Here is a 25,313-nt window from a genome sequence, read left to right as displayed (position 1 = left end):
CCAATTATAGTGCGCGCCCGGCGCCTCAGGCCAGCAGCAAAGGCAGGCGGTTCGACGACTTGATTTCACGCATCGACAGGCTGGACTGGATTTCCGCCACGCCAGGCAGGCGGCGCAGCACAGTCGAGACGAATTCGCCATACGCTTCCAGGTCGCGCGCCACCACTTGCAGGAAATAGTCGGCTTCGCCCGCCACGTTGTGGCACGACAGAATTTCGGGAATCGTCGCGATCGCTTGCTCGAACTGCGACGGTTGCTCGCCGCCATGGTTGGCAAACACGACCCGTACGAACGCGACCAGGCCGATGCCCAGCTTCTTGCGGTTGAGCAAAGCCTGGTAGCCGGTAATAAAACCTTCCTCTTCCAGACGGCGCAAGCGGCGCCAGACGGGGGTTTCGCTCAGTTTCAAGCGCTCGGCCAGGCGCGCATTCGACAGCCTTCCTTCATCCTGCAACAGCCTGAGTATCTGCAAATCAGTGGCGTCGAGACTAACTTCTGAAATTTTCATCTAATTTTTGTTTTTATACGAGTGGAATCCACCCTAATACTAGGGCATGCAGGGCAGGAAAAGCAAGCACATTTCATCGCTGCAAGAACATAATGGGACCCGGCGAGCAGGCTGCACCGTGCGCATGCTCCCGCTTTTCTTTTCGACTGGCCCATGTCCGATTCTACCTTCCTGATGTACCTGCTGGCACTGGCTGGCGCCTTTTTATTACCGGGCCCCGACATGGCGCTGGTGCTGGCCACGGGCGCCGCGCGCGGCGTGGCCACGGCGCTGGTGACGGCGCTGGGCATCGCCGGCGCGCGCGCCGTCCACGTGGCGCTGTCGGGCGCGGGCCTGGCGGCGCTGATGGTGACGCATCCGCAAGCCTTGCAGTGGGTCAAATGGGCGGGTGCCGCCTACCTGCTGTACCTGGCGCTGCGCCTGCTGCAGTCGGCCCTGTCGAGCAAAACGGCGCAGGAAGAAGCGGCACCCGCCACGGCGCACAGCGCCCGCGCCAGCCTGGTGCGCGGCTTCCTGACGAATCTGCTCAATCCGAAGGCACTGCTGTTTTGCAGCATGTTCCTGCCGCAATTCGTCGCCGGCAGCGAACAGGTCGGCATGCAATACCTGCGCCTGGGCGCCATCCTGGTGCTGATGGGCCTGCTGTTCGACGCCATCTACGCCGTGCTGGCCGCGCGGCTGGCGCGCCGCCTGCGCGGCAAGCCTTCGCCTTACGGCAAGTTCGTGCTGCCCTCCGTCTTCGTGCTGCTGGCCGGACGGCTGGTGCTGGGCTGAACTGCTTTAGCGTCGGCAAAGAAGGCAGGATAATCGTTCAGCAGGCTGCGCTCAAGGTCGTTGACCTTGCGAAATTGCCGTAGCGACGGCGCCACGGCCCGGCCCGCATCCCAGCTACGCCAGGCATTTGGCGCATCGAATTGCGCCAGCAAGGCGTCGCCCAGATCCTGATACACGGCCGCCATCTGCGGCTTTGCCTGCAGCACTTGCAGATACAAGGCCGTCGCTTCCGGCCATTGTCCCAGCTTGGCGCGCAAATTCCCCTCGAACAAGGCCAGCACGGGCTGCTCCAGCCCCGTTTGCTTCCTCAATTCCTGCACGGTGGCCAGCGCGTCCGCGATGCCCTCCTTGTCCTTGGCCTGCAATCCCCGCGTCAAGTCGTGGATGGGCTGGCATTCCTGCATGGCCCGTTGTTGCTGAAGCGACAGTTTTTCGACCAGCGCGCCCGTGGAAAAATGGTCTTCCAGCATGGTCAAGAAAGCCTCGAAGGGTTTGTCTGCCGCAAACAGGCGCTCCGCCTCGGCTCGCAGCGCCGGATGCGCCTGGGGGCTCAACGGCGGCAGCGACGCCGCCTGCGCCAGCACCCGTTCGAGCGGCGGCGCATCGGCCGCCAGCGGACGGAGCCGGTAGGCAGCCAGCGAATACGTGGCGGGCGCCCCCGCCGTCATGGCGCTGATGCGGAAATGGCGCGCGACCTTACCGCCCACTTCCTCGTAGTGCAAGGTGAAGTCGGCGGGAATGCGCTTGCCGTTGGCCAGCAGCTTCAGTACCAGCGGGTGACCGCCCCAGGTGTAACGCACATACTGGGCAAACGCCGTCGCATCGTCGCCGCTGACGGGGCTGCCGGCAATGCCCAGGCGCAGCAGGGGCTGCTTATCGAGCGACCACAGCACGGCGCCATCGAGCAGCTGGGGCTGCAGCGCGCCGCGCCGCTTGTTGTCCAGCACCGATAAAGCTTGCTCCTCATACACGGGCAGCGTTGCGTGCTGCTCAAGGCCGCCCGCCTTCAATATGCCGACGATCCCCTGCCGGTGGCGCAGCTCGACGACGCGAAAACCCGCCACGTCGAACAACGAATACGTGTCGTAGGTAGACGCCGCCATATCGATGACGTGGCGGCGGCGCGTGGCAAAGTCCAACACCGACAAGGCCTTGCCATCGCGCACGCTCAGGTAATGCGGGCCCAGCACGACATCGCTTTCCTGCGTGGTGCGCGCGGGCAGGCTGGTTTTCACGCCGGGCTGGTTGACGCGTTCGGTAGTTACCGTGACGTGGAACGCAACGCTGGCCTGGGCCGCGCTGGCGCCCAGGAAAAGGATGGCGGCCACGCTGGCGCGGCGCAAGGCGGGAACAAGGGTCATGGAATGATGCAGTGAAGAAATGCTGATTTTAAGGCAAATCCGGCCATCCCCTTGTTTTGCTGGCAAGCATAAAAAAAGACAGCCGAAGCTGTCTCTCTGTTTTACCTCAACAACGATTACGACATGTGCTGGCCGCCGTTGATCGAGATGTTGGCGCCCGTGACGAACGCCGCTTCATCGGAAGCCAGGTAGGCCACCAGGCCGGCCACTTCTTCCGGCTTGCCCAGGCGCGCCATCGGAATTTGCGGGATGATTTTGCTGTCGAGCACTTCCTGTGGAATCGCCATGACCATCTTGGTGCCGATGTAGCCTGGCGAGATGGTGTTGACGGTGACGTTCTTGCGCGCCACTTCCAGCGCCAGCGACTTGGTGAAACCATGCATGCCGGCTTTCGCGGCCGAATAGTTGGTCTGGCCGAAGGCGCCCTTCTGGCCGTTGACGGACGAGATATTGATGATACGGCCCCAGCCGCGTTCCACCATGCCGTCGCAGACGGGCTTGGTCATGTTGAAGACGGAATCGAGGTTGGTGCTCATGACGGCATCCCAGTTCGGCTTGTCCATCTTCTTGAACGTCATGTCGCGCGTGATGCCAGCGTTATTCACCAGCACGTCGACAGGACCGATTTCCGCTTCCACGGCCGCCACGCAGGCAGCCGCCGAATCGTAGTCGGCCACGTCGCATGGGTAGGCCTTGAAGTCATAACCCATGTCCTTCGTCGTCGCCAGCCATTCCGCGACCTTCGGATTGCCTGGGGAATATGTGGTCACCACGCGATAGCCGAGCGCCGCCAGCTTGAAACACACCGCTTCGCCCAGACCGCCCATGCCACCAGTTACCAATGCAACTCTTGCCATTTTCATCCCCTCAGTGTCGTTCTGTTGCTAAAAAGTTAATTATTTAGTGAAAGTAGTCCACAACCGTTGAACCACAGCGCCGTACCGCACCGTATCCAAGCGTAGCGAGCGGCGATGATTTGTGGCTAAGAAGCGCAACCGTGCTCTAGCACGGTGAGCATCGCAGGCCGCAAAGCGCGCCGCGCAGTAGCTTGGGTGCGGTGCCAGCTACTTAATCCCGCTCGATCGCTAAAGCCACGCCCATACCGCCGCCGATGCACAATGCCGCCAGGCCTTTCTTGGCGTCGCGGCGTATCATTTCGTGGATCAGGGTGACCAGGATGCGCGCGCCGGACGCGCCGATCGGGTGGCCGATGGCGATCGCGCCGCCGTTCACGTTGATCTTGCTGGTATCCCAGCCCATTTCCTTGTTGACGGCAATCGCTTGTGCGGCAAACGCTTCGTTGATTTCCATCAGGTCCAGCTCTTCATGCGTCCAGCCGGCTTTTTTCAGGCACAAGCGCGAGGCGGAAACGGGACCCATGCCCATGACGGCCGGGTCCAGGCCCGACGACGCGTAAGCCTTGATGCGCGCCAGCGGCTTCAAGCCCAGTTCTTTCGCTTGCGAAGCGGACATCATGATCACGGCGGCGGCGCCATCGTTCAGGCCCGACGCGTTGCCAGCCGTGACGGTGCCGTCCTTGGCGAACGCGGGGCGCAGGCCGGACAGCGATTCCAGGGTCGAACCGGGCTTGATGTATTCATCGCTGTCGAAGACCACGGTGCCTTTTTTGTTGGCGATTTCCAGCGGCAGGATTTCATCCTTGAACTTGCCCGCTTTTTGCGCCGCTTCCGCTTTCAGTTGCGACTGCAGCGCGAACTCATCCTGCTCGGCGCGCGTCACTTCGAATTTCTTGGCGACGTTTTCCGCCGTGATGCCCATGTGATACTGGTTGTACACGTCCCACAGGCCGTCGACGATCATGGTGTCGATCATCTTGAAGTCGCCCATGCGGAAACCGTCGCGCGAGCCGTTCATCGCATGTGGCGAAGCGCTCATGTTTTCCTGGCCGCCGGCGATGATGATGTTGGCGTCGCCGCACTTGATCGCTTGCGCCGCCAGATGCGTGGCCTTCAGGCCGCTGCCGCAAACCTTGTTGATGGTAAATGCCGGGATCGAGCTAGGCAGGCCAGCCTTGATGACGGCCTGGCGCGCGGCGTTCTGGCCGACGGCGGCCGTCAGCACCTGGCCCAGGATCGCTTCGCCGATCAGGTTCGGGTCGATGCCGGTTTGTGCCAGCAAGCCCTTGATTACATGCGCACCCAGTTCGGACGCAGGAATCTTGGCCAGGCTGCCACCGAATTTGCCGACTGCGGTACGGCCAGCGGCCACGATTACGACATCATCCATTTATTTCTCCGATATGCAGGCCACGAGGGCCAAGGTCAAGGTGTTAATAGAATCCAATGCGGGAAGACGCAGCAAGCTGCGTTTCATTCTAGCGCGGCATGCGCCGCAGTTCCAGCGCCGCACCGCTGGCGGCGGCGATGACAGCCTGCTTGCGGTACTGGCGGACGGCCTGGCGCGGCGGATAGCCGCTGCCGGGCCGCAAAACGCTTACGCCTGGGGCGCAGGACGCGTGTTTTTATTTTTATCATACCCTTCATCGGCGCTGCCGAAAGTGGTTTTTAGAAAATTATTGAAGGGAATAATCAGGGGTACGGGGGTTTGCTTTACCACTTGCAACAGCTCGCCAAATTTTTGACGCGATGCAGCAAACTCACCCTTTGTCACAGTGTCGAATTTCTCTTGGGTTTCTTGGGCAACATCCTTTGCCTGGCGGCCATATGCACCGATGCGTTCAATGGCCAGTTGCGACTGCGTGCGCGACAGTTGCAGCAGCGCTTGCGGGTCCGTCACGGACAGCAGCTGATTGCCCGCCACCGTAGCGGCCGCCAGCGCCGTGCGGGCCGCATCAAGCTGCAAGTTCAGCACGCTGGCGCCGCTGTCGACGGCGGCCTGGGCATACGCTTGCGCGCTGACCAATTGTGCTTCCACCACGGCCTTGCCGGCCCGTGCCCATTGTTCGGAAAATGAAAACATGTCGTTCCTCCCCAAAGAGTAGGCAGCGCCATGTTGCGCCGCACAGTGCTCAACTGTAAGCGGTAGTTCATTACTAAACCTTGATATTTATCAAACATTCCTGTTGGTTTGTTTCCAACTCAACGTTGATCAGGACAACAACTTGATACCATCAAGCGAGGCCGCGCACTGCTCGCGTATCACGCTGACGAAATCGCGCACGTATGCCTTGTCCTGCAACTGCTCGGGCACGGACACATACAAATCGCTCCACAGGCCGTGCTCGCCCACCGGGCGCGCCACCACATAATCGTAATCGACGTAATTCTTGATGGCCCAGTTCGGCAAGGCGGCAATGCCGCGCCGGCTCGCCACCAGCTGCAGCACGGCGACCGTCAATTCGGCTGTGCGGCGCTCAAACTGGATGCCGGCGGGCTTGAGCACTTCGCGGATCAGGTCGATGCGCTCTTCCGGCACGGGATAGGTAATCAAGGTCTCGCCCGTAAAGTCGGCCGCCGCCAGCCGGCGCTGCGCCTGCAGCCGGTGCTTCTGCGCCATCACTACCAGCATTTCAAAGCGGAACAGGGGAAACACGGTGAAATCGGGGCCATACGGCGAGCCGATGACCAGGTCCGCCTCGCCCGTGCGCAGCAAGTCCGCCGGTTCGCTGTGAAAGCCGGAGACAAGATCGATTTCCACTTCCGGCCAACGCTGGCGGAACGCATCCATCACGGGCATCAGCCAGTCGAAGCAGGTATGGCATTCGAGCGCCACCCTCAACTGTCCCTGGTCGCCCTGCGACAGGCGCGCCACGTCGCGTTCGGCCAGCTCGATCTCGGGCAGCAGCTTGTCGGCCAGCTCCAGCAGCCGGCTGCCGGTGGCCGTAAAGGCGATCGGCATGGACTTGCGCTCGAACAGGGGCGCCTTGTAGCGCTCTTCGAGCAAGCGGATCTGGTGCGACAGGGCCGACTGGGTCAGGTTGAGCAGCTGCGCGGCGCGCACCAGGCTGCCGGACGAACGCAGGGCACTCAGGGTGCGCAGGTGGCGGATTTCTAGCATCGGGAAATTGGTTGCCGCACGTGAATTATTTTCATGTTATTCGTCAAAATGTTTCGTTTTGATTATAGACCAAGTTGCCGCACACTCTAGCGCATTCACATTAAATCTCGATGACATCATGACCATTCGTACCCACATTCTTGGCTTTCCCCGTATCGGCGCCGCGCGCGAACTGAAACTGGCGCTGGAAAGCCACTGGCGCGGCGAGCTGTCCGAGGCGGCGCTGGAAGCGACGGGCCAGCAATTGCGGGCGCGCCACTGGGCGCTGCAACGCGACGCCGGTCTCGACTACGTTACCGTGGGCGACTTCGCCTTTTACGACCAGGTCGCCAACCATATCCAGCTGCTGGGCTGCGAATCGGCCCGTTTCAGCTACGCGCCAGAGCAATCGCCGCTGTCGCGCTATTTCACGATGGCGCGCGGTGCAGAAACCGGCACGCATGCGGAGCACGCGGACTGCGGCCATGCACACGCCGCAGGCACTGCCGCGCTGGAAATGACCAAGTGGTTTGACACCAATTACCATTATCTGGTGCCCGAATTGTCGCCGCAGACCCGGTTTTCTCTCGCTTGCGAGCGCCTGCTGGCGGAAGTAGCCGAGGCGCAGGCGCTGGGCCACCAGGTCAAGGCGGCCCTGATCGGCCCCCTCACCTTCCTGTGGCTGGGCAAGGAAAAGACACACGGCTTCGACCGCCTGGCCCTGCTGGAACAATTGCTGCCCGTCTACGGCGCCCTGCTCGACCGCCTGAAACAGCAAGGTGTGGCGTGGGTGCAGGTCGACGAACCGATCCTGGGCCTGGACTTGCCCACCGCGTGGCGCAGCGCTTTCGAGAGCGCGTACTGGCAGCTGAACCAGGTGGGCGTGAATATCCTGCTGGCCACGTATTTCTCGCCGCTGGAAGAAAACCTCAGCCTCGCCTGCCGCCTGCCCGTGGCTGGCCTGCACGTGGACGGCATCCGCGCGCCGCATGAACTGGTCAGCGTGACGGACTGGCTGCCCGCGCATAAAGTCTTGTCGATAGGCATCGTCGACGGGCGCAACATCTGGCGCACCGACCTTGACGCGGCCCTGGCCGTGCTGCAGCCGCTGGTGGCCAAGCGCAATGGCCAGCTGTGGCTGGCGCCGTCGTGCTCCTTGCTGCACGTGCCGTTCAGCCTGGAAGCGGAAACAGAGCTCGACGGTGAAATCCGGACCTGGCTGGCGTTCGCCACGGAAAAACTGGCGGAAATTGCGCTGCTGAAGGACGCGCTGACGGGCCATCCCGATGAGGCCGCACTGGCTGTGTCTCGCCTGGCCAGTGCCGGCCGCCGTGCCAGCGCCCGCGTGCACCGTGCATCGGTGACGCAGCGCCTGCAGGCGCTCACGCCCACCGTGGACCGCCGCGATTCCAGCTTCCCGCTGCGCCAGGCCCTGCAGCGTGCGCGTTTCCAGCTGCCCGACTTCCCGACGACAACCATCGGCTCCTTCCCGCAGACGACGGCCATCCGCGCCGCCCGCGCGAGTTTCAAGCGGGGAGAACTGGCCATCGCCGATTACGAACAGCAGATGCGCGCCGAAATCGCCCACGCCGTGGGCCGCCAGGAAGCGCTGGGTCTGGACGTGCTCGTGCATGGCGAAGCGGAACGCAACGACATGGTCGAATACTTCGGCGAGCAACTGGACGGTTTTATCTTCACGCGTCACGGCTGGGTGCAATCGTACGGCTCGCGCTGCGTCAAGCCGCCCGTCATCTATGGCGACGTGCAGCGCCCGGCCGCCATGACGGTGGCCTGGACGGTGCACGCACAAAGCCTGACGCACAAACCGGTGAAGGGTATGCTGACGGGGCCGGTGACGATCTTGCAATGGTCGTTCGTGCGCGACGACCAGCCACGCGCCACCACGGCGCTGCAGATCGCCCTGGCCATCCGCGACGAGGTGGCCGACCTGGAAACGGCCGGCATCGGCATCATCCAGATCGACGAGCCTGCCATCCGCGAAGGCTTGCCGCTGCGCCGCGGCCAGTGGGATACTTACCTGGCCTGGGCCACGCGCGCCTTCCGCATCGCCGCGTCCGTCGTCAGCGACGCGACGCAGATCCACACCCATATGTGCTATGCCGAGTTCAACGACATCCTGCCGCAGATCGCCGCCATGGACGCCGACGTGATCACGATAGAGACGAGCCGCTCGGACATGGAACTGCTGACGGGCTTTGGCCAGTTCCAGTATCCGAACGAAATCGGCCCCGGCGTGTACGACATCCACTCGCCGCGCATCCCCTCGACACCTGACATGGTGGCATTGCTGCAAAAAGCCAGCGCCGTGATTCCACCGGCCCATTTATGGGTCAACCCGGACTGCGGCCTCAAAACGCGGGGCTGGGTGGAAACGGAAGCGGCTTTAAAGAATATGGTCGCGGCGGCGCGGCAGATGCGCGCGGCGTGATCCAGGACAGCGCCGCCAAGGCGCATTCTCGGCGGCTTCCAGGGCGGCGCACCGGTTTTCCGGTGCGCCGCCCGTTTTTTTTGACATGAAGTAGGTGTTGCCTTGCGGAATAGCATGCGCCAGGCCCCTGACGCCGATTTTTTTGCAGTAGAATGCAAGAAATTTACTGCTCCCATTGTTGCCGTACGGAACATCTGGCCTGCCGCAGTTTCACTTTGATAAATGTTTATGTCCAAAAGCCCGTCGCAGAAGCCTATCGAAATCAAGATTTCCACCGTCGTTGCTGTCTCCGCCATCATGCATAGCGCCGATACGCAGGCCCTCGATGCCGCCTTGCGCGACATGACGGGAGGCGTGGCCGACTTTTTCGAGGACGACCTGGCCGTGCTGGACGTGGCCGCCTTGCCGCCCGGCAGCGTGCCCATCGACTGGGCCGCCCTCGTGGCCCTGCTGAAGAAATACCGTTTGAATGCCGTGGCCGTGCGCAATGCGTCGGCCGACATGCATGACGCCATCCTGGCGCAAGGCTTGAGCCTCGACAGCGGCAAGACGCGCGACGATGCGCCGCCCAAGGATGGCCCCAAGGATACGCCCACGGCGGCGGCCCAGTCGGGCGCCGACGCCCAGGTGATGGTGATCGACACGCCCGTGCGGGCCGGTCAGCGCATTTATGCGCGCGGCTGCGACCTGATCATTACCGCCGTCGTCAACAATGGCGCCGAAATCATCGCCGACGGCAGCATCCACGTATATTCCTCGCTGTACGGCCGCGCGCTGGCCGGCGCCTCGGGCAATCCCCAGGCGCGCATCTTCGCGCTGGCGATGGAACCGGAACTGGTCTCGATCGCCGGCGTGTACCGCACGTTCGAGGATGGTTTCCCCGCAGAAATGGCGCGCGGACCCGCGCAAATTCGTTTGGCTGGAGACAGAATCGATATACACTCTGTCAATCCGGTCACTCCCGTGAACCGCTCTTAAGCTGCACAATTCAAGAGATATCTGAAAAGGATTATTTGTGGCAAGAATTATTGTTGTGACGTCCGGCAAGGGCGGTGTCGGCAAGACGACCTCTAGCGCCAGTTTTTCCACTGGCCTGGCCATGCGCGGCCACAAGACAGCCGTGCTCGACTTCGACGTAGGCCTGCGTAACCTCGACCTGATCATGGGTTGCGAGCGCCGCGTCGTCTACGACCTGATCAATGTGATCAACAAAGAGGCCACCCTGAACCAGGCCCTGATCAAGGACAAGCACTGCGACAACCTGTTCATCCTGCCTGCGTCGCAAACGCGCGACAAGGATGCCTTGTCGGAAGAGGGCGTGGAACGCGTGTTGAACGACCTGATCAACATGGGTTTCGAGTTCATCATCTGCGATTCGCCGGCCGGCATCGAGCATGGCGCGCTGATGGCGCTGACGTTCGCCGACGAAGCCATCATCGTCACCAACCCGGAAGTGTCGTCGGTGCGCGATTCGGACCGCATCCTCGGCATCCTGCAAGCCAAGTCGCGCCGCGCGCAGACGGGCGGCGAACCGGTCAAGGAACATTTGCTGATCACCCGCTACTCGCCGAAACGCGTGGAATCGGATGAAATGCTGTCTTACCAGGACGTGCAGGAAATCCTGCGCATCCCGCTGGTGGGCATCATTCCGGAATCGGAGCAAGTGCTGGCCGCCTCGAACCAGGGCAATCCGGCCATCCATTTCACGGGCACAGACGTGGCGCAAGCCTATGAAGACGTGGTCTCGCGTTTCCTCGGCGAAGAAGTCGAGTTGCGCTTTACCAACTATGAAAAGCCTGGATTATTCCAGCGCATTTTTGGGGCGAAGTGATATGGCCTTGCTTTCTTTCCTCTTCCCCCCCAAGCCGAAGACGGCCACCGCGGCCAAGGAACGCCTGCAGATCATCATCGCCCGCGAACGCAGCGGACGCGATGGTCCCGACTTCCTGCCCGCCCTGCACAAGGAATTGATCGCCGTCATTTCCAAGTACACCAAGGTCAACGCCGACGACATCAAGATTTCGCTGGACCGCCAGGGCAACCTGGAAGTGCTCGACGTCAACGTGGTGCTGCCGGACGCATAATAGTTAATCCGGCCTGACCGTGAGCAATTCCTGCGCCACCGCGGCGCAGGCGTTCACGTGCTGGTTGCCGATCTGGCGGAACACGGCGTAGCCAATGGCTGCCGCCACCGCCTGGCCGGCAAACGGCACGAAGCGCGCCACCTGCTTGGTGGCTATCTTGACGCCACTGCGCTTGAGCAGGTGGAGGATCAGTTCGCGCGACACCAGCTTTCCCACCAGCATGCCGCCCATGCCCACCGCCGCGCGGTAGACCATCATCTTGAACTGCGGGTTCAGGCGCTCGATCTGCTCGGGCGTGAGGCCGAATTCGTGGTTGATATCGTTGATCAGCATGGAAAACAGGCCCACGTCGGACATCAGATCGACGCCGGGAATGGGAATGGCCGAGGCGCCCGCCGACATCATGGCGCGCCGCTGCACCAGGCGCCGGCAACGCTCGCGCACCTGCTCAATTTCCGCACGACTGGCCGGTATCAGTGTCCAATCCGTAGTGCTCTTGTCTGACATGGCCGCTTCTCCACAGTAGGGGGTAGATGAACAAGTGTAACGTAAAGGCTCCGCCCTCCGATTTCACTGGACACAGTTGCAATCTCTGTTATATTTCACTTGAGCATTCCTTAACATTACGATAAGCAGAGCAGACCGTCTGTTTGTTGCTACACACTCCAGCCAATTATGCGAATTGCCGTACTCGATAGCGACCATAGCCAGGCAGAGCTGATCTGCCAGGTGCTCACCGCCGCCGGCCACGCTTGCCACGAGTTTCAGAGTGGTAAGGAAATGCTGGGGCAACTGCGCAAGGACAGTTGCGACATGCTCATCCTCGACTGGCATGTGAGCGATCTGGACGGTGCGGAAGTCTTGCGCCGTGCCCGCGAAAAACTGGCGCCAAAGGCGCCCGTGTTGTTTATGACCAACAGTTCCGGCGAAGACGATGTAGTGGCGGGCATGACGGCCGGTGCCGACGACTACATGATCAAGCCCCTGCGGCGCAGCGAACTGACCTTGCGCACCCAGGCGCTGCTGCGCGTGGCCTACCCGGCCCAGAATGGCGCCGAATACTTGCAGTTCGGTCATTACACGTTTGAAACCCGCCCCGGCCGCCTGCTGCGCGATGGCGAAGTGCTCGACGTGACGCACAAGGAATTTGCCCTGGCGCTGCTGTTTTTCCGCAACCTGGGCCGTCCCCTGTCGCGCGCCTACATCCACGAAGCCGTGTGGCAGCGCGACACGGCCCTGCCCTCGCGCACCATGGATACCCACGTCTCGCGCGTGCGCAACAAGCTGCAGCTGAAACCGGAACACGGCTACAGGCTCGTGCCCGTCTACAGCTACGGTTATCGCCTCGAAAAACTGGGCGGCTGAACGGCGGCAAACGGCTGACCTGCTCAAAGCGCGGGCACAAAGCGCTATAATGTCGGCATAAGTCACCCCAACAGCCCTGAAATGCAACTGCTCGCCGTCGGCCTCAACCATACCACCGCCCCAGTGTCGCTTCGCGAACAGCTGGCGTTTGCGCCTGAGCACTTGGGTTCGGCGGTGATGGCGGCGCGCACCTGGTTCCAGCGCATCGACTTGCGCGACAACGACGAAGCGGCCATCCTGTCGACGTGCAACCGTACCGAGCTGTATGCGGCCAGCCACGTGCCCAATCCGCTCGACGCGGGCGCGCATTTCCTGGCCGACTACCACCAGCTCAACTACAGCGAGCTGCGCCCCCACTTGTATATGCTGCCGCAGCACGATGCCGTGCGCCACACCTTCCGCGTCGCCTCCGGGCTCGATTCGATGGTGCTGGGCGAAACGCAGATCCTGGGGCAGATCAAGGACGCCATCCGCACGGCCGACGAGGCGGGCGGCCTGGGCACGTATCTGCACCAGTTGTTCCAACGCAGCTTTTCCGTCGCCAAGGAAGTGCGCAGCAGCACGGAAATCGGTGCCCACAGCGTATCCATGGCGGCCGCCGCCGTGCGCCTGTCGCAGCGCATCTTCGACAAGATCGCCGAGCAGAACGTGCTGTTCATCGGCGCCGGCGAAATGATCGAATTGTGCGCCACGCACTTTGCGGCGCAAAACCCGAAAAGCATCACCATTGCCAACCGCACCATGGAGCGGGGCGAGGAACTGGCGCACCGCTTCAACGCCAAGGCCATCCGCCTGGCCGATTTGCCGGAGCAGCTGCACCAGTTCGACATCGTCATCTCGTGCACGGCGTCATCGTTGCCGCTGCTGGGCCTGGGCCTGGTCGAGCGCGCCATCAAGGCACGCCGCCACAAGCCCATGTTCATGGTCGACCTGGCCGTGCCGCGCGATATCGAAGCGGAAGTGGGCCGTTTGAACGACGTCTTCCTGTACACGGTCGACGACCTGGGCAAGGTCGTGCAGACGGGCCTGGAAAGCCGGCAAGCGGCCGTGGCGCAAGCCGAAGCCATCATCGAGACGCGCGTGCAATCGTTCATGAGCTGGGTCGACGACCGCGCCATGGTGCCCGTCATCCAGCATTTGCATGAAAACAGCGAATCGTTGCGCCTGATGGAAGTGGAACGGGCGCGCAAGATGCTGGCCAAGGGCGCCGACATCGATGCTGTCCTCGAAGCGCTGTCGAAAGGCTTGACGGCCAAGTTCCTGCACGGCCCGCAGCAGGCGCTGCACCACGCGCAAGGCGACGAGCGCAAGCAGCTGGTCACCCTGCTGCCGAAACTGTTCCGCCCCCGCCGTTAGCGCAGCCCCGCTGGCCGCCCGCGCGCGGCCACCCCTGCCCGCCTGCCGTAGTTGCAGAACCTGCACCATCCCTACACTCTTTTACCGCGAATCGCTATGAAACCATCCATGCTGGCCAAACTCGATCAACTGGCGAACCGCCTGGTCGAACTCGACGAACTGCTGATGCATCCGGACGCCACGTCGAACATGGACAGCTACCGCAAGATGACGCGCGAGCACGCCGAACTGGGCCCGCTGGTGGCCCTGTACCGTTCCTACCAGGAAGCGGGCAACGATATCACGACGGCGCAAGAGATGCTCGGCGATCCGGACATGAAGGAATTCGCCCAGGAAGAAATCGAGGCGGCGAAAACCACCATGGCGCGGCTAGAGCGCGAACTGCAGACCATGCTGCTGCCGAAGGACGTCAATGACGAGCGCAATATCTTCCTGGAAATTCGCGCCGGCACGGGCGGCGACGAATCGGCCCTGTTCGCCGGCGATTTATTACGCATGTACACGCGCTTTGCCGAGCGCAACCGCTGGCAAGTGGAACTCGTGTCCTCATCCGATTCCGACCTGGGCGGCTACCGCGAAGTGATCGTGCGCGTGGTGGGCAATGGCGCGTATTCGAAACTGAAATTCGAATCGGGCGGCCACCGCGTGCAGCGCGTGCCGGCCACGGAAACGCAGGGCCGCATCCACACCTCGGCCTGCACGGTGGCCGTGATGCCGGAAGCCGATGAAGTCGAAGACGTCAACATCAACCCGGCCGACCTGCGCATCGACACCTACCGCGCCTCGGGCGCCGGCGGACAGCACATCAACAAGACGGATTCGGCCGTGCGCATCACCCACTTGCCGACCGGCATCGTGGTCGAATGCCAGGATGACCGCAGCCAGCACAAGAACAAGGCGCAAGCGATGAAAGTGCTGGCCGCGCGCATCAAGGACGTGCAGCTGCGCGAACAGCAGTCGAAGGAAGCGGCCACGCGCAAGAGCCTGATTGGCTCGGGCGACCGCAGCGAGCGCATCCGTACGTATAATTTCCCGCAGGGCCGGCTGACGGACCACCGCATCAATCTGACGTTATATAAGCTCGACTTCATCATGGATGGGGATTTGACGGAGTTGACGAATGCGCTGGCGGCGGAACACCAGGCGGAGCTTTTAGCAGCGCTGGGCGACTAAATGCCGGCGCCGTTGCGTCGGCTTACGCTGCGCTAAGCCGACAGCTTTAAGTAGCGGCTAAGCAATAAAAATCGGCCCTTGTGCGAAAATGACCAGCTCGATTCCATCCACCTCACCGTGTCGCCCATGAAAAATTCACGCACCGTCCTCCTGTTGACCGCCGCCCTGTGTTTCCTGATGCTGGGCGTGGCCATGTATTTGCAGCATGCCATGAACATGGCGCCGTGCCCGCTGTGCGTGATCCAGCGCTACCTGTTCCTCGCCATCGGCATTGCCTGCCTGGCTGGCGCGGCCGCCAACCGGCCAAAAATCGGCGCCAGCGTCGGCCTGTTGGCGGCCCTGGGCGGCTTGGGCGTGGGCGCCAAGCATTTGTACGTGCTGGCCAACCCCGGCTTCTCGTGCGGCATCGATCCGGTGGAAACGGCGCTGAACAAGGTCTTCACGGCCGAACTCATGCCTTTCATGTTTGAATCGTACGGCGCCTGCGAAAGCGCCGGCGAGCCGTTTTTCGGCCTGTCGATCCCACAATGGGCCTTCGCCTGGTTCGCCATCTTCGCCATCGCCATGCTGTGGACCTTGCTGCGTCGTCAGAAATAATTGAAAGCACCATGCCAGAAACCTTGATTCCCGCCGGCAGCACTGTCGGCGCCCTGCAAATCCGTCCGCTGCTCGACCCGCTCGACAACCGCATTTTGCTCGGCCACGCACTGGGCCTGTCGCGCGTGAGCCTGATCATGCAATCGGAGCGTGTGCTCACTGCGGAAGAAGCGCTGCGCCTGTCCAGCTTGCTGGCGCGCCGCCTGCAGGGCGAGCCGATCGCCTACATCGTCGGCCAGCGCGAATTTTTCGGCCTGCCGTTCGAAGTGAACGACGCCGTGCTGATCCCCCGCCCCGACACGGAAGTGCTGGTGGAACTGGCGCTCGAACGCCTGCCACCGGGCGGACGGGTGCTCGACATGGGCACGGGCAGCGGCGCCATCGCCGTCGCGCTCGCGCACATGCGGCCCGACGCCGTCGTCACGGCCCTGGACGTGAGCAGCGCGGCGCTGGCCGTGGCGCGCCGCAACGCCAGCGCCAACGGCGTCAACATCACCTTCATGGCCAGCGACTGGTTCGAAGCGCTGGGCACGGAAAAATTCGACCTGATCGTCTCCAATCCCCCCTACATCGCCAGCGGCGACCGCCACCTGGCCGAAGGCGATCTGCGCTTCGAGCCGACGGGCGCGCTGACCGACCATGCCGATGGCCTGTCGGCCCTGCGCACCATCGTCTCCGGCGCCGCGCGCCACCTGGCGACGGGTGCCTGGCTGCTGATGGAGCACGGCTACGACCAGGCGGCATCGGTGCGCGGCTTGCTGGCCGACGCCGGCTACAACAAAGTGCAAAGCTGGCGCGACCTGGCCGGCATCGAACGGGTCAGCGGCGCCCGCCTGGGCTGACGGCTGCCACCTGCGCAAAGCTTGACCCGGCAGCGCGCCAGATCCCCCCGCAGTTTGTTAAACTATCAAGCGAATTCCTGACCGAAGCGCCGTCCCCGTTCTCCGGGACGGACGCTGGCGACGCGGCGTTTTTTGGGCCGGCGCCGACGCATTTGCCAAAATTCGGTTAATCTCAGCACAAATTATTTATATGCTGCACAAGAAAGGAAGCTCAAATTGCCCAACCTGTTGACTCGCCGCCTGGCATTGCTGACCGAAGATGCCAACCGCGCGCTGCTGGGCGGCTTGCGCGGCATCGAGCGTGAAACCCTGCGCGTCGACCACGCCGGCCATCTGGCTTCCACGCCCCATCCCGCCGCTCTGGGCTCGGCGCTGACGCACCCTGAAATCACCACCGACTACGCCGAAGCGCTGCTCGAATTCATCACCCCGGCCGAAGCCGACATCGGCGTCACGCTCGACAAGCTCGACACCGTGCACCGCCACGCCTACAGCCGCCTCGGCGACGAGTTGCTGTGGAGCCAGTCGATGCCGTGCCAGCTGCCGCCCGAAGCAGAGATCGAGATCGCCAACTACGGCACGTCGAACATGGGCATGCTCAAGCATGTCTACCGGCGCGGCCTGGCCTTGCGTTACGGCAAAGCCATGCAATGCATCGCCGGCATCCATTACAACTATTCGCTCGACGAGCAACTGTGGCAAGTGCTGGCCAGCAATCCGGACACCAGCGCCAGCGCCACGCAGGCGGCAGCCACGCCGAAAGACGTGCAGTCGGAAAGCTATCTGGCAACGATCCGCAATTTCCGCCGCTACAGCTGGCTGCTGATGTACCTGTTCGGCGCTTCGCCGGCCCTGTCCGCCGGTTTCCTGCGCGGCCGCGCGCACAAGCTCGATACCTTGTCCGACGACACCCTGTTCCTGCCGTACGCCACCAGTCTGCGCATGAGCGACCTCGGCTACCAGAACGACGCCCAGTCGGGCCTGCGCCCGCACGAAAACAGCCTGGAAGACTACGTCAACGCGCTCACGCACGCCGTCAACGACCCGTATCCGCCGTACGAAGCGCTGGGAACAAAAAAAGATGGCGAGTGGATTCAGCTGTCCACCAACGTGCTGCAGATCGAAAATGAATACTATTCGACCATCCGTCCGAAACGCGTGATCCGCACGGGCGAGCGCCCGATCCAGGCCCTGTGCCTGCGCGGCGTGCAATACATCGAAGTGCGCTGCATGGACGTCGACCCGTTCGAACCGGTGGGCATCAGCCTGGAAACGGGCCGCTTCCTCGACGCCTTCCTGCTGTTCTGCGCGCTCGACGACAGCGGTCCCATTTCGGCCGAGCAAAGCGCCTGCTACACGAACAATTTCGCGCGCACCGTCAAGGAAGGCCGCAAGCCGGGCCTGACCCTGCGCCGCGATGGCGAGGACATCGGCTTGCAGGCGTGGGGCGAGGAATTGCTGGCACGCATCGCGCCCGTGGCAGCCTTGCTCGACGCGCGCCATGGCGGCACGCAGCACGCGGACAGCCTGGCGGCGCAAGCCGTCAAACTGGCCAACCCCGATGCGACGCCATCGGCGAAGGTCTTGGCCGAGCTGCGCGCCAACGGCGGCTCGTTTGCCGCCTTCGGCCTGCAGCAAAGCGAACGCCATGCGGCGTTTTTCCGCGCGCATCCGCCCACACCCGAGCAAAGTGCGTATTTCGACGCGATGGCCGCCAGTTCGCTCGCCGAGCAGCGCGCCATGGAAGCGGCGCCCGCCGGCAGCTTCGACGATTTCGTCGCCGCCTACCGCGCCAGCACCCTGTGCTCGCACACCTGATCCTGCCTGACTTGCTGCCTGGCGCCCCATGCTGACCTTCTACAATGAATTGCACGGCCAGCACCGGGGCCGCTTCGAGATGTTTCGCGGCGCCATGGTGCCCTGCTTCGAGACGCCCGAACGGGCCGACATGGTGGTGGCCGAACTGGGGCGGCGCAACCTGGGCCGCATCGTCACGCCGCACGGCGTGCCGCTGACGTCGCTCGAGCGCATCCACACGCCCCGCTACCTGCATTTTCTGCGCCACGCCTGGCACGACTGGCTGGCGCTCGACCCCGACAACGCGGGCAAGGATGCGCTGCCATCCGTGTGGCCCGTGCGCACCTTGCGCAGCGATATCGAACCGGACGACTTCACGGCCAAGCTGGGCCTGTACTCGATGGACAATGGCACGCCGCTGACGGCCGGCACGTGGACGGCGGCCAAGACGGGCGCCGACTGCGCCGTCAACGCGGCCCACGCGCTGCGCCTGGGCGAACGGGCCACGTTCGCCCTCACGCGCCCGCCGGGACACCACGCGGGCAGCGACTTTTTTGGCGGCTACTGTTTTCTGAACAACGCGGCCCTGGCCGCGCAGCATCTGCTCGACGACGGCGCCCGCAAGGTCGCCATCCTCGATATCGACTACCACCACGGCAACGGCACCCAGAGCATCTTTTATGCGCGCGACGACGTGCTGTTCGCCTCCATCCACGCCGACCCGCGCAGCGAATACCCGTTTTATCTGGGCCACGCCGACGAGACGGGCAGCGGCGCGGGGCTCGGCTACAACGTCAACCTGCCGCTGCCGGCCGGCAGCACCACGGCCAGCTGGTTCGCGGCGCTGGAAACGGCCTGCCTGCGCATCAATATGTACGCGCCCGACGCGCTGGTGGTCTCGCTCGGTGTCGACACCTTCGCCGGCGACCCGCTGTCGCACTTCGCCCTGCAAAGCGGCGACTACCTGCGCGTGGGCGAACGCCTCGCGCATCTGAACCTGCCCACCGCCTTCATCCTCGAAGGCGGCTATGCGGTGAAGGAAATCGGCATCAATGTCGTCAATGTGCTCGAAGGGTTCGAGACGGCGGAGTAATTCTGGGGTAAGACCCCCGTCCACGTTGACGGTGAGCCTGGCGTTAGCGGTGTTGAGGGTCTGACCCCGGCTTTAGCAGCTCTACATATTCCGGAACAAGGCCATGAACGGCTGGCTCACGGCCAGCGTTTCCGGCCGCGTCTTCAGGCGCAAGGCGCCGCGTCCCACCTCGTCGCGCGTCACCGACGCCACCATCTTCATGTTGACGATGGTGGAACGGTGGATCTGCTTGAAGATGGCCGGGTCGAGCACGTCGAGCAGTTCGCGGATCGGCTTGCGCAGCAGCGCCTCGCCGTCCGCCGTCATGACGGCCGTGTACTTGGTGTCGGACTGAAAATAGGCGATGTCTTCCACCATGATCAGCCGCGTATCCTTGCCGCTGCTGGCCGTCAGCCACACCAGCGGCGGCGACTTGGCCGCCGCCGGCAAGGCGCTGCTCAATTGCTGCAGCAGGCCGGCCAGCGCGCCATCACCCGCCCGGGCCTTGCCGGCCCGTGCCCGTACACGCTGCAGAGTCGCTTGCAGGCGCTCACGGGCGATCGGTTTCAATACATAATCGACGGCGCCCTTGTCGAAGGCATCGATCGCGTACTGGTCGTAGGCCGTGACGAACACCACCTGCGTGGCGGGACTCGCTTCGAGCGCGCCGGCCGCCACTTCCAGCCCCGTCAGGCCCGGCATGCGGATATCGAGGAAGGCGACGTCGGGCTTGTGCGCGGCGATGGCCTCGAGTGCCGTGCCGCCGTCATCGCAGGCGGCGACGATGCGCAGTGCCGGCCACTCTTCGGCCAGCAGGGCCACGAGCGCGTCGCGCAGCAGGGTTTCGTCTTCGGCAATGACGCAAGTCATCTCAGGCTGATGCATACGACACTCCTTGCGCCGTACTGTCCGGCACCGTGATGGTGGCTGTCACGCCATCGGGGAAATTGGCGACGATGGCAAACGCGGCGGCGTTGCCGTAGGTCAGGCGCAGGCGTTCGCGCACATTGCGCAGGCCGATGCCCGTGCCGGCGCCGTCGTCGCTGAAACCCTTGCCGTCGTCGGCCACCGTGACGATCACCGTGCCGTCGCCGCTGCGCGCCATGATCCAGATGGTGCCGCCGCCGCTTTTCGGCTCCAGGCCATGCTTGATGGCGTTTTCCACCAAGGTTTGCAGCATCATCGGCGGCAGTTCCACCTGGCGCAGGTATTGCGGCACTTCGATCTGCAGGTTCAAACGCCCGCCCATGCGGATTTTCAAAATATCGAGGTAGGCGCGCGCCCGTTCCAGCTCCGTACCCAGGGTCGACATGGCTTGCTCCGTACGCGGCAGCGAGTGGCGCAGGTACAGGATCAGATTGCCCAGCATCTCGTCGGCGCGCACGGGGTCGCTGCGCGTGAGCAGCTGCGCGCTGGCCAGGGTGTTGTACAGAAAGTGCGGCTCGACCTGCGCATGCAACAGGCTCAGCTTGGCCACCGTGAGCTCCTTTTCCGTCACCGTCTGGCGCGCCTCGGCCTGTTCGCCGCGCCGGCGCTGCGCCACGCGGCGCGTCAACGCCCGCGTCACCGCTTCCGCGTTTTCCAGGTTGCTGCCATGGTCGACGAGGAACCAGTCGGTCCAGGCATTGCGCGCCGGCTCGCAGATCAGGGTCACGCTGCCCGCCTCGCCATTCGGCGTCACGGTGGCGAGGATCTGGTTCGGCCGCGGCTCGAGGAAACCGAGCACGCGCATGCGGGGCAAGCCCGTGTGCGTGTACGGCGCGGCACGGCGCACTCTAGCTTGCACCTGCAGGCTGTCGCGCGCGCTTTCGACCACTTCGCTGCCCGGCAATTCGCGGATGGCCGCGTCGATCATGTCGAACGTTTCGCCCGCTTCGAACGGGATCTCGATCTGGCGCCGCTGGCGGCTTGACAGGGTGCCGGCATTGACGGCGCCGGCGATCAGGCGCACGCGCCGCACGTGCGAAAACGCATTCGTGATGACGGCGCTGGCCAGCAGCGCGCCGACGATGACAAAGAAGCCTTCCATATTCCCGAAGATATGGCGCAGGAAGTTCTCGACCAGGATCGCCGTGGCGATGATGTAAGTGAGCATCGTGGCCACGGTGATGCGCAGGATAAAGAAGAGGCTAGTCATGATTTTTCCTTGGGGTGTGAAGTGGGCCAAGCATAACCATCGGCCCCGGCGGCGGTGGCCATTATGCGATGGAAGCCAGGTAGTGGCGACAAAGGCTGCAAAATAAAGCATCAATCCGCGCCACTTCAAAATAAAATAGCTTGCAATTAAATAGCACACGATATATATTGTGTGCATGGACGCCGGCAAGTGCTTCTGCAGACGGAGATCCTGGGGCGAGAGCCCACGAAAAAAGTAGCACACTATTTAGTAGCCATCTATTTATCTACCTAAAGGAAACCATCATGTCGATCAAACAAGTCCTGTACCGCGCTCAAGCCACCGCCACCGGAGGCCGCGAAGGCCGTGCCGTGTCGTCCGACAATGTGCTGGACGTCAAGCTGACCACGCCAAAAGAACTGGGCGGCAATGGCGCCGTCGGCACCAACCCGGAGCAACTGTTCGCCGCCGGCTACTCGGCCTGCTTCATCGGCGCCATGAAATTCGTCGGCGGCCGCGACAAGATCGCCGTGCCAGCGGATCTGTCCATCGAAGGCAACGTCGGCATCGGCGCCATCGAAACGGGCTTCGGCATCGAAGTGGAACTGAAAATCTCGCTGCCAGGCATGGAACGCGCCGCCGCCGAAGCGCTGGTCGCCGCCGCCCACATCGTCTGCCCGTACTCGAACGCCACGCGCGGCAACATCGACGTCACCCTGACGATCGTCTAATCCCCGCTGCATGCACTCGACCTCCCCGGACGCGCCACTTGGCGCCGCCGGGGATTTTTGCTTTAGCGCAGCGCCTGCAGCAGCTTGTCCGCCAGGGCCGGCGCCGAGGCGGGATTCTGTCCCGTGATCAGTTCGCGGTCGACCACGACGTTGCTGGTCCACGGCGCCTGGTTCTGCACATACCGCGCGCCGGCCGCCTGCAAGCCCGACTGCGGATAGAACTTCATCGTCCCGCCCTTCAGCGCGCCTTGCGCCGCCAGCTCTTCCTGATTGCTGATCACCGTCATGCGGTAGCCGCTGTAGATCCAGTCCGCCGGCTTGGCAGGCGTGCGGCCCGCTTCCAGCGCGGCCGCAAACGCTGCCGCCTGCGGCAAGGCCGACAGCAAGGCGATGGGGCCATGGCACAGCAGCGCCGTCGGCTTGCCATCCGCGTGGAACTGGCGCAGCAAGGCGCCCAGGCTGGCATCCTTCAACAGATCCTGCATCGGTGCGTGGCCGCCCGGCACCAGCACGGCCGCGTAGTGGCCATAACCGATCTGTTCCACACGCTTCAGGCTGATCACGGGCGAGCGGCCCGGCACCGCCAGCGCCAGCTGGTCCAGCAGCGCCTTGTGCGCCGCGTGCGCGGCGGCGTCGCCGCCAAAGTAATCGACCGTATCCGAACTGGCGTCCAGGGTGGGCGCCTTGCCCTGCGGCGTGGCGAACGTCACCGTGTGGCCCGCGTCGAGCAGCTTTTTCACGGGCTGCATCAGTTCATTCAGATAAAAACCCGTCGAAAAGACCTTGCCGTCGCGCAGCTCGAGGTGATTGGCGTCCGACAGCACGACGAGGACCTCGGCCGCCTGGGCGTTGGAAAAGGCGGCGAGCAACAGGCTGCTGATCAGTAATTTTTTCATGGTGTGGCCTTTCTGTAGAGAGGTCACCAGCATATTCCGAATCAAAATGGGGAAAAATGATGAATAATGCACAGCACTGATGCAGAATAAGACCGAATAGAAGCGCCGAATAGGAATGAAATGGATAAATTGCAGGCGATGCAGCTGTTTCGCCGCGTGGCCGAGCTGGGCAGCTTTCGCCGCGCCGCCGATGAACTGGACCTGTCAGCGTCATATGTGAGCCGGCGCATCGGCCAGTTGGAGCAGGAACTGGGTGGGCGCCTGATGACGCGCACCACGCGCCAGCTGGCCCTGACGGAAACGGGCGCCGCCTACCTCGAGCACTGCCGCAAGCTGCTCGACGAGCTGGCGCAGGCGGAAGACATGGTGGCACACTCGACGGCGCACGTAACGGGCCGCCTGCGCATCAACGCGCCGCTGACCTTGGGCGTGGGCGAGCTGGCCGAAGGCCTGGCCGATTTCATGGCCGACTGGCCCGCGCTGCGCCTGGACGTCGACCTGAAGGATGAATATGTCGACCTCGCGGCCGCCAACTACGACCTGGGCTTTCGCGTCACCACCGCGCTCAACGATTCGAGCTACGTGGCGCGCCATATCCACGACTACCGCCTGCACATCTGCTGCGCGCCCGCCTACCTGGAACGCCACGGCCCCTTGCGGGAAGCCACGGACCTGACGCGCCAGCGCTGCTTCATCTACAGCCACGCGCTGTTCGGCAGCCGCTGGCCGCTGCGCCATGCGGGACCGCACAGCGACATCGAAGTGCCGAACTGGGTCCGCACGAACAACACCCTGTTCATGCGCAGCCTGATCCTGCGCGGCCTGGGGATCGGCATCCTGCCCACCTTTGTCTGCCGCGAGGAACTGGCCAGCGGCGCCCTGGTCGAACTGTTTCCGGATATCGAGCGGCCCAGCCTGGCGCTGTTCGCCATCTATCCGTCGCGCCAGCTGGTGGCGCCCCGCGTGACGCGCTGCATCGAGCACCTGAAGCAGTGGTATGCGCAGCGCTATCCCACGCCGGCCGCGTGAAGCCGGTAAAATCACGCCACTCTCAATCAAGGATGACCCATGATCAGCTGGCAATGGAACACGTTCGACGAACTCGGCCCCCACGATTTGTACCAGGTGCTGGCTCTGCGCCAGCGCGTGTTCGTCATCGAACAGCAGTGCATTTACCCGGACCTGGACGGCCATGACCAGCAAGCCATGCATTTGCTGGGCTGGCAAACGGTCGATGGCCAGCGCCGTCTGGCCGCCTACCTGCGCGTGCTGGCACCGGGCGCCAAGTACGTGGAAATGTCGCTGGGCCGCGTGCTGACGGCGCCCGAGGCACGCACCACGGGCGCCGGCAAGCATCTGCTGGCGGAAGGCATCGCGCGGGCCGAACGCCAGCATCCCGGCCACGCCATCCGCATCGGCGCGCAGCAGTACCTGGAGCGCTTCTATCAATCGTTCGGCTTTGTCACCGTCAGCGCACCGTACGACGAAGACGGCATACAGCACGTCGACATGCTGCGCGCGGTGGAGCAAGCGGCATGACGACGGCCCTGATTTCCTGGAGCGGCGGCAAGGATTCCTGCCTGGCTCTGTGGCGCGCGCGCAACGCCGGCATGGACGTGCCGCTGCTGATCACGGCCATGGATGAAGATGGCCGCAAGTCGCGCTCGCACGGTGTGCCGCCCGAGCTGCTCGCCGCGCAGGCGGCCAGCCTGGGCGCGCGGCTGCAGCGCTATCACGCCAGCTGGGCCAGCTATGAAGAGCAATTCATCGCCATGCTGCGCGCGGCAAAGGCCGAGGGCATCGATCATGCGCTGTTTGGCGACATCGACCTGCAGCCGCACCGCGACTGGGAAGAAAAAGTCTGCGCGGTCGCCGGCCTGACGGCACACCTGCCCCTGTGGGGCGGGGATCGCCGCGCGCTGGTCGACGAATTTCTCGCCGCCGGCTTCAAGGCCATCGTCGTGTGCATCAATGGCCAGCACCTGCCGCGCGCATTTTGCGGGCGCGAGTTCGACGCTTCCTTCCTCGCCGACCTGCCGCCCGGCGTCGACGCCTGCGGTGAAAACGGCGAATTCCACACCTTCGTCTACGACGGCCCCGCCTTCAGCGCACCGGTGGCGCTGCGCCGCACGCAAGTGCTGCAATATGACGCGCCGGCCAACTTGGGCGGCGCCACGTATTACTTCCAGGAACTGGCTCCGCCCGAGGCGTAAAGGGCCGCCAAAGCAAAAAGGG

At 63.4% G+C, this 25,313-nt stretch carries 26 protein-coding genes; 16 read left to right on the top strand and 10 right to left on the bottom strand.

The features are described from left to right. Positions 1–25 precede the first annotated feature (25 nt). A complete protein-coding gene (locus tag ACQ4WO_RS15700; RefSeq protein ID WP_034752896.1) occupies positions 26–508 on the bottom strand; it encodes an Lrp/AsnC family transcriptional regulator in 483 nt (160 codons plus the stop codon). A gap of 153 nt (positions 509–661) precedes the next feature. On the opposite strand from ACQ4WO_RS15700, the gene ACQ4WO_RS15695 reads away from it, so the two are divergent. After that, a complete protein-coding gene (locus ACQ4WO_RS15695) occupies positions 662–1,282 on the top strand; it encodes a LysE family translocator (protein WP_436482248.1) in 621 nt (206 codons plus the stop codon). Here the strand turns inward: ACQ4WO_RS15695 and ACQ4WO_RS15690 are convergent. The 5 genes from ACQ4WO_RS15690 to ACQ4WO_RS15670 form a co-directional block, all read right to left on the bottom strand. Beyond that, complete coding sequence (locus ACQ4WO_RS15690; protein ID WP_436482247.1) at positions 1,219–2,643, bottom strand: tetratricopeptide repeat protein; 1,425 nt, start codon at positions 2,641–2,643, stop codon at positions 1,219–1,221. The two genes, ACQ4WO_RS15695 and ACQ4WO_RS15690, sit on opposite strands and share 64 nt — an antisense overlap. A gap of 116 nt (positions 2,644–2,759) precedes the next feature. Continuing rightward, entirely contained in the window at positions 2,760–3,500 is a 741-nt protein-coding gene (gene phbB / locus ACQ4WO_RS15685; protein ID WP_034752894.1) for an acetoacetyl-CoA reductase, read from the bottom strand. A gap of 211 nt (positions 3,501–3,711) precedes the next feature. After that, positions 3,712–4,890 carry an acetyl-CoA C-acetyltransferase gene (locus ACQ4WO_RS15680; protein ID WP_436482246.1) on the bottom strand — a complete coding sequence of 393 codons (1,179 nt, stop codon included), beginning with the start codon at positions 4,888–4,890 and terminating at the stop codon, positions 3,712–3,714. Positions 4,891–5,097: 207 nt separating this feature from the next. Continuing rightward, positions 5,098–5,583: a phasin family protein gene (locus ACQ4WO_RS15675; RefSeq protein WP_436482245.1), complete on the bottom strand. Its 486-nt coding sequence runs from the start codon at positions 5,581–5,583 to the stop codon at positions 5,098–5,100. 129 nt (positions 5,584–5,712) lie between these two features. Beyond that, complete coding sequence (locus tag ACQ4WO_RS15670) at positions 5,713–6,621, bottom strand: LysR family transcriptional regulator (RefSeq protein ID WP_436482244.1); 909 nt, start codon at positions 6,619–6,621, stop codon at positions 5,713–5,715. Positions 6,622–6,739: 118 nt separating this feature from the next. On the opposite strand from ACQ4WO_RS15670, the gene metE reads away from it, so the two are divergent. The 4 genes from metE to minE all read left to right on the top strand — a co-directional run bounded on the left by metE (position 6,740) and on the right by minE (position 11,133). Further along, complete coding sequence (gene metE / locus ACQ4WO_RS15665) at positions 6,740–9,049, top strand: 5-methyltetrahydropteroyltriglutamate--homocysteine S-methyltransferase (protein ID WP_436482243.1); 2,310 nt, start codon at positions 6,740–6,742, stop codon at positions 9,047–9,049. Positions 9,050–9,277: 228 nt separating this feature from the next. Next, a complete protein-coding gene (gene minC, locus ACQ4WO_RS15660; protein WP_436482242.1) occupies positions 9,278–10,027 on the top strand; it encodes a septum site-determining protein MinC in 750 nt (249 codons plus the stop codon). 37 nt (positions 10,028–10,064) lie between these two features. Continuing rightward, positions 10,065–10,880 carry a septum site-determining protein MinD gene (gene minD / locus ACQ4WO_RS15655; RefSeq protein ID WP_436482240.1) on the top strand — a complete coding sequence of 272 codons (816 nt, stop codon included), beginning with the start codon at positions 10,065–10,067 and terminating at the stop codon, positions 10,878–10,880. A gap of 1 nt (position 10,881) precedes the next feature. Then, positions 10,882–11,133, top strand: a complete 252-nt coding sequence (gene minE / locus ACQ4WO_RS15650) for a cell division topological specificity factor MinE (RefSeq protein ID WP_034752886.1) — start codon at positions 10,882–10,884, stop codon at positions 11,131–11,133. 3 nt (positions 11,134–11,136) lie between these two features. Here the strand turns inward: minE and ACQ4WO_RS15645 are convergent, their stop codons facing one another. Continuing rightward, positions 11,137–11,640 (bottom strand): hypothetical protein, encoded by a 504-nt coding sequence (locus tag ACQ4WO_RS15645; RefSeq protein WP_436482239.1) that lies wholly within the window; start codon positions 11,638–11,640, stop codon positions 11,137–11,139. A gap of 168 nt (positions 11,641–11,808) precedes the next feature. Between ACQ4WO_RS15645 and ACQ4WO_RS15640 the strand changes: the two genes are divergently transcribed. From ACQ4WO_RS15640 to ACQ4WO_RS15610, 7 genes are all read left to right on the top strand, one after another. After that, positions 11,809–12,498, top strand: a complete 690-nt coding sequence (locus ACQ4WO_RS15640) for a response regulator transcription factor (protein WP_046681910.1) — start codon at positions 11,809–11,811, stop codon at positions 12,496–12,498. Positions 12,499–12,579: 81 nt separating this feature from the next. Further along, positions 12,580–13,854 carry a glutamyl-tRNA reductase gene (hemA, locus tag ACQ4WO_RS15635; protein WP_139091343.1) on the top strand — a complete coding sequence of 425 codons (1,275 nt, stop codon included), beginning with the start codon at positions 12,580–12,582 and terminating at the stop codon, positions 13,852–13,854. A gap of 96 nt (positions 13,855–13,950) precedes the next feature. Further along, complete coding sequence (gene prfA / locus ACQ4WO_RS15630) at positions 13,951–15,027, top strand: peptide chain release factor 1 (protein ID WP_034752877.1); 1,077 nt, start codon at positions 13,951–13,953, stop codon at positions 15,025–15,027. A 126-nt stretch (positions 15,028–15,153) separates the two neighbouring features. After that, positions 15,154–15,624 (top strand): disulfide bond formation protein B, encoded by a 471-nt coding sequence (locus ACQ4WO_RS15625; protein WP_436482238.1) that lies wholly within the window; start codon positions 15,154–15,156, stop codon positions 15,622–15,624. A gap of 11 nt (positions 15,625–15,635) precedes the next feature. Further along, positions 15,636–16,466: a peptide chain release factor N(5)-glutamine methyltransferase gene (prmC, locus tag ACQ4WO_RS15620; protein ID WP_436482237.1), complete on the top strand. Its 831-nt coding sequence runs from the start codon at positions 15,636–15,638 to the stop codon at positions 16,464–16,466. A 216-nt stretch (positions 16,467–16,682) separates the two neighbouring features. Beyond that, positions 16,683–18,284, top strand: a complete 1,602-nt coding sequence (gene gshA / locus ACQ4WO_RS15615; RefSeq protein ID WP_436482236.1) for a glutamate--cysteine ligase — start codon at positions 16,683–16,685, stop codon at positions 18,282–18,284. Between the two features lie 28 nt (positions 18,285–18,312). Further along, on the top strand, positions 18,313–19,356 hold the full coding sequence (locus tag ACQ4WO_RS15610) for a histone deacetylase family protein (protein WP_139091340.1): 1,044 nt from the start codon (positions 18,313–18,315) through the stop codon (positions 19,354–19,356). Between the two features lie 81 nt (positions 19,357–19,437). Here the strand turns inward: ACQ4WO_RS15610 and ACQ4WO_RS15605 are convergent, their stop codons facing one another. Next, positions 19,438–20,220: a LytR/AlgR family response regulator transcription factor gene (locus ACQ4WO_RS15605; protein ID WP_436482234.1), complete on the bottom strand. Its 783-nt coding sequence runs from the start codon at positions 20,218–20,220 to the stop codon at positions 19,438–19,440. Then, a complete protein-coding gene (locus ACQ4WO_RS15600; protein WP_436482233.1) occupies positions 20,207–21,472 on the bottom strand; it encodes a histidine kinase in 1,266 nt (421 codons plus the stop codon). Before ACQ4WO_RS15600 ends, ACQ4WO_RS15605 begins: the two co-directional genes overlap by 14 nt. A 284-nt stretch (positions 21,473–21,756) precedes the next feature. Here ACQ4WO_RS15600 and ACQ4WO_RS15595 point away from each other — a divergent pair, with 284 nt between their 5' ends. After that, positions 21,757–22,182, top strand: a complete 426-nt coding sequence (locus tag ACQ4WO_RS15595) for an organic hydroperoxide resistance protein (RefSeq protein ID WP_034752862.1) — start codon at positions 21,757–21,759, stop codon at positions 22,180–22,182. 62 nt (positions 22,183–22,244) lie between these two features. Here the strand turns inward: ACQ4WO_RS15595 and ACQ4WO_RS15590 are convergent, their stop codons facing one another. Then, positions 22,245–23,078, bottom strand: a complete 834-nt coding sequence (locus ACQ4WO_RS15590) for a type 1 glutamine amidotransferase domain-containing protein (protein WP_436482232.1) — start codon at positions 23,076–23,078, stop codon at positions 22,245–22,247. A 120-nt stretch (positions 23,079–23,198) separates the two neighbouring features. Between ACQ4WO_RS15590 and ACQ4WO_RS15585 the strand changes: the two genes are divergently transcribed. The 3 genes from ACQ4WO_RS15585 to ACQ4WO_RS15575 are packed head-to-tail and all read left to right on the top strand — an operon-like array spanning position 23,199 to position 25,291. After that, positions 23,199–24,107, top strand: a complete 909-nt coding sequence (locus tag ACQ4WO_RS15585; protein WP_070304446.1) for a LysR family transcriptional regulator — start codon at positions 23,199–23,201, stop codon at positions 24,105–24,107. Between the two features lie 39 nt (positions 24,108–24,146). Continuing rightward, complete coding sequence (locus ACQ4WO_RS15580; RefSeq protein WP_436482231.1) at positions 24,147–24,617, top strand: GNAT family N-acetyltransferase; 471 nt, start codon at positions 24,147–24,149, stop codon at positions 24,615–24,617. Continuing rightward, entirely contained in the window at positions 24,614–25,291 is a 678-nt protein-coding gene (locus ACQ4WO_RS15575; RefSeq protein ID WP_319992036.1) for a Dph6-related ATP pyrophosphatase, read from the top strand. The genes ACQ4WO_RS15580 and ACQ4WO_RS15575 overlap by 4 nt, the downstream gene beginning before the upstream one ends. Positions 25,292–25,313 lie beyond the last annotated feature (22 nt).

Source organism: Janthinobacterium aestuarii, assembly GCF_051380835.1.
GTDB lineage: Bacteria > Pseudomonadota > Gammaproteobacteria > Burkholderiales > Burkholderiaceae_D > Janthinobacterium > Janthinobacterium aestuarii.
The sequence above is the reverse complement of the archived record's forward strand: the minus strand, read 5'-3'. Positions and strand labels throughout refer to the sequence as shown.

Coding starts and splice junctions, on each gene's coding strand:
- ACQ4WO_RS15700 (WP_034752896.1), bottom strand. CDS start 508: ATGAAAATTTCAGAAGTTAGTCTCGACGCCACTGATTTGCAGATACTC.
- ACQ4WO_RS15695 (WP_436482248.1), top strand. CDS start 662: ATGTCCGATTCTACCTTCCTGATGTACCTGCTGGCACTGGCTGGCGCC.
- ACQ4WO_RS15690 (WP_436482247.1), bottom strand. CDS start 2,643: ATGACCCTTGTTCCCGCCTTGCGCCGCGCCAGCGTGGCCGCCATCCTT.
- phbB (WP_034752894.1), bottom strand. CDS start 3,500: ATGGCAAGAGTTGCATTGGTAACTGGTGGCATGGGCGGTCTGGGCGAA.
- ACQ4WO_RS15680 (WP_436482246.1), bottom strand. CDS start 4,890: ATGGATGATGTCGTAATCGTGGCCGCTGGCCGTACCGCAGTCGGCAAA.
- ACQ4WO_RS15675 (WP_436482245.1), bottom strand. CDS start 5,583: ATGTTTTCATTTTCCGAACAATGGGCACGGGCCGGCAAGGCCGTGGTG.
- ACQ4WO_RS15670 (WP_436482244.1), bottom strand. CDS start 6,621: ATGCTAGAAATCCGCCACCTGCGCACCCTGAGTGCCCTGCGTTCGTCC.
- metE (WP_436482243.1), top strand. CDS start 6,740: ATGACCATTCGTACCCACATTCTTGGCTTTCCCCGTATCGGCGCCGCG.
- minC (WP_436482242.1), top strand. CDS start 9,278: ATGTCCAAAAGCCCGTCGCAGAAGCCTATCGAAATCAAGATTTCCACC.
- minE (WP_034752886.1), top strand. CDS start 10,882: ATGGCCTTGCTTTCTTTCCTCTTCCCCCCCAAGCCGAAGACGGCCACC.
- ACQ4WO_RS15645 (WP_436482239.1), bottom strand. CDS start 11,640: ATGTCAGACAAGAGCACTACGGATTGGACACTGATACCGGCCAGTCGT.
- ACQ4WO_RS15640 (WP_046681910.1), top strand. CDS start 11,809: ATGCGAATTGCCGTACTCGATAGCGACCATAGCCAGGCAGAGCTGATC.
- hemA (WP_139091343.1), top strand. CDS start 12,580: ATGCAACTGCTCGCCGTCGGCCTCAACCATACCACCGCCCCAGTGTCG.
- prfA (WP_034752877.1), top strand. CDS start 13,951: ATGAAACCATCCATGCTGGCCAAACTCGATCAACTGGCGAACCGCCTG.
- ACQ4WO_RS15625 (WP_436482238.1), top strand. CDS start 15,154: ATGAAAAATTCACGCACCGTCCTCCTGTTGACCGCCGCCCTGTGTTTC.
- prmC (WP_436482237.1), top strand. CDS start 15,636: ATGCCAGAAACCTTGATTCCCGCCGGCAGCACTGTCGGCGCCCTGCAA.
- ACQ4WO_RS15610 (WP_139091340.1), top strand. CDS start 18,313: ATGCTGACCTTCTACAATGAATTGCACGGCCAGCACCGGGGCCGCTTC.
- ACQ4WO_RS15605 (WP_436482234.1), bottom strand. CDS start 20,220: ATGCATCAGCCTGAGATGACTTGCGTCATTGCCGAAGACGAAACCCTG.
- ACQ4WO_RS15600 (WP_436482233.1), bottom strand. CDS start 21,472: ATGACTAGCCTCTTCTTTATCCTGCGCATCACCGTGGCCACGATGCTC.
- ACQ4WO_RS15595 (WP_034752862.1), top strand. CDS start 21,757: ATGTCGATCAAACAAGTCCTGTACCGCGCTCAAGCCACCGCCACCGGA.
- ACQ4WO_RS15590 (WP_436482232.1), bottom strand. CDS start 23,078: ATGAAAAAATTACTGATCAGCAGCCTGTTGCTCGCCGCCTTTTCCAAC.
- ACQ4WO_RS15585 (WP_070304446.1), top strand. CDS start 23,199: ATGGATAAATTGCAGGCGATGCAGCTGTTTCGCCGCGTGGCCGAGCTG.
- ACQ4WO_RS15580 (WP_436482231.1), top strand. CDS start 24,147: ATGATCAGCTGGCAATGGAACACGTTCGACGAACTCGGCCCCCACGAT.
- ACQ4WO_RS15575 (WP_319992036.1), top strand. CDS start 24,614: ATGACGACGGCCCTGATTTCCTGGAGCGGCGGCAAGGATTCCTGCCTG.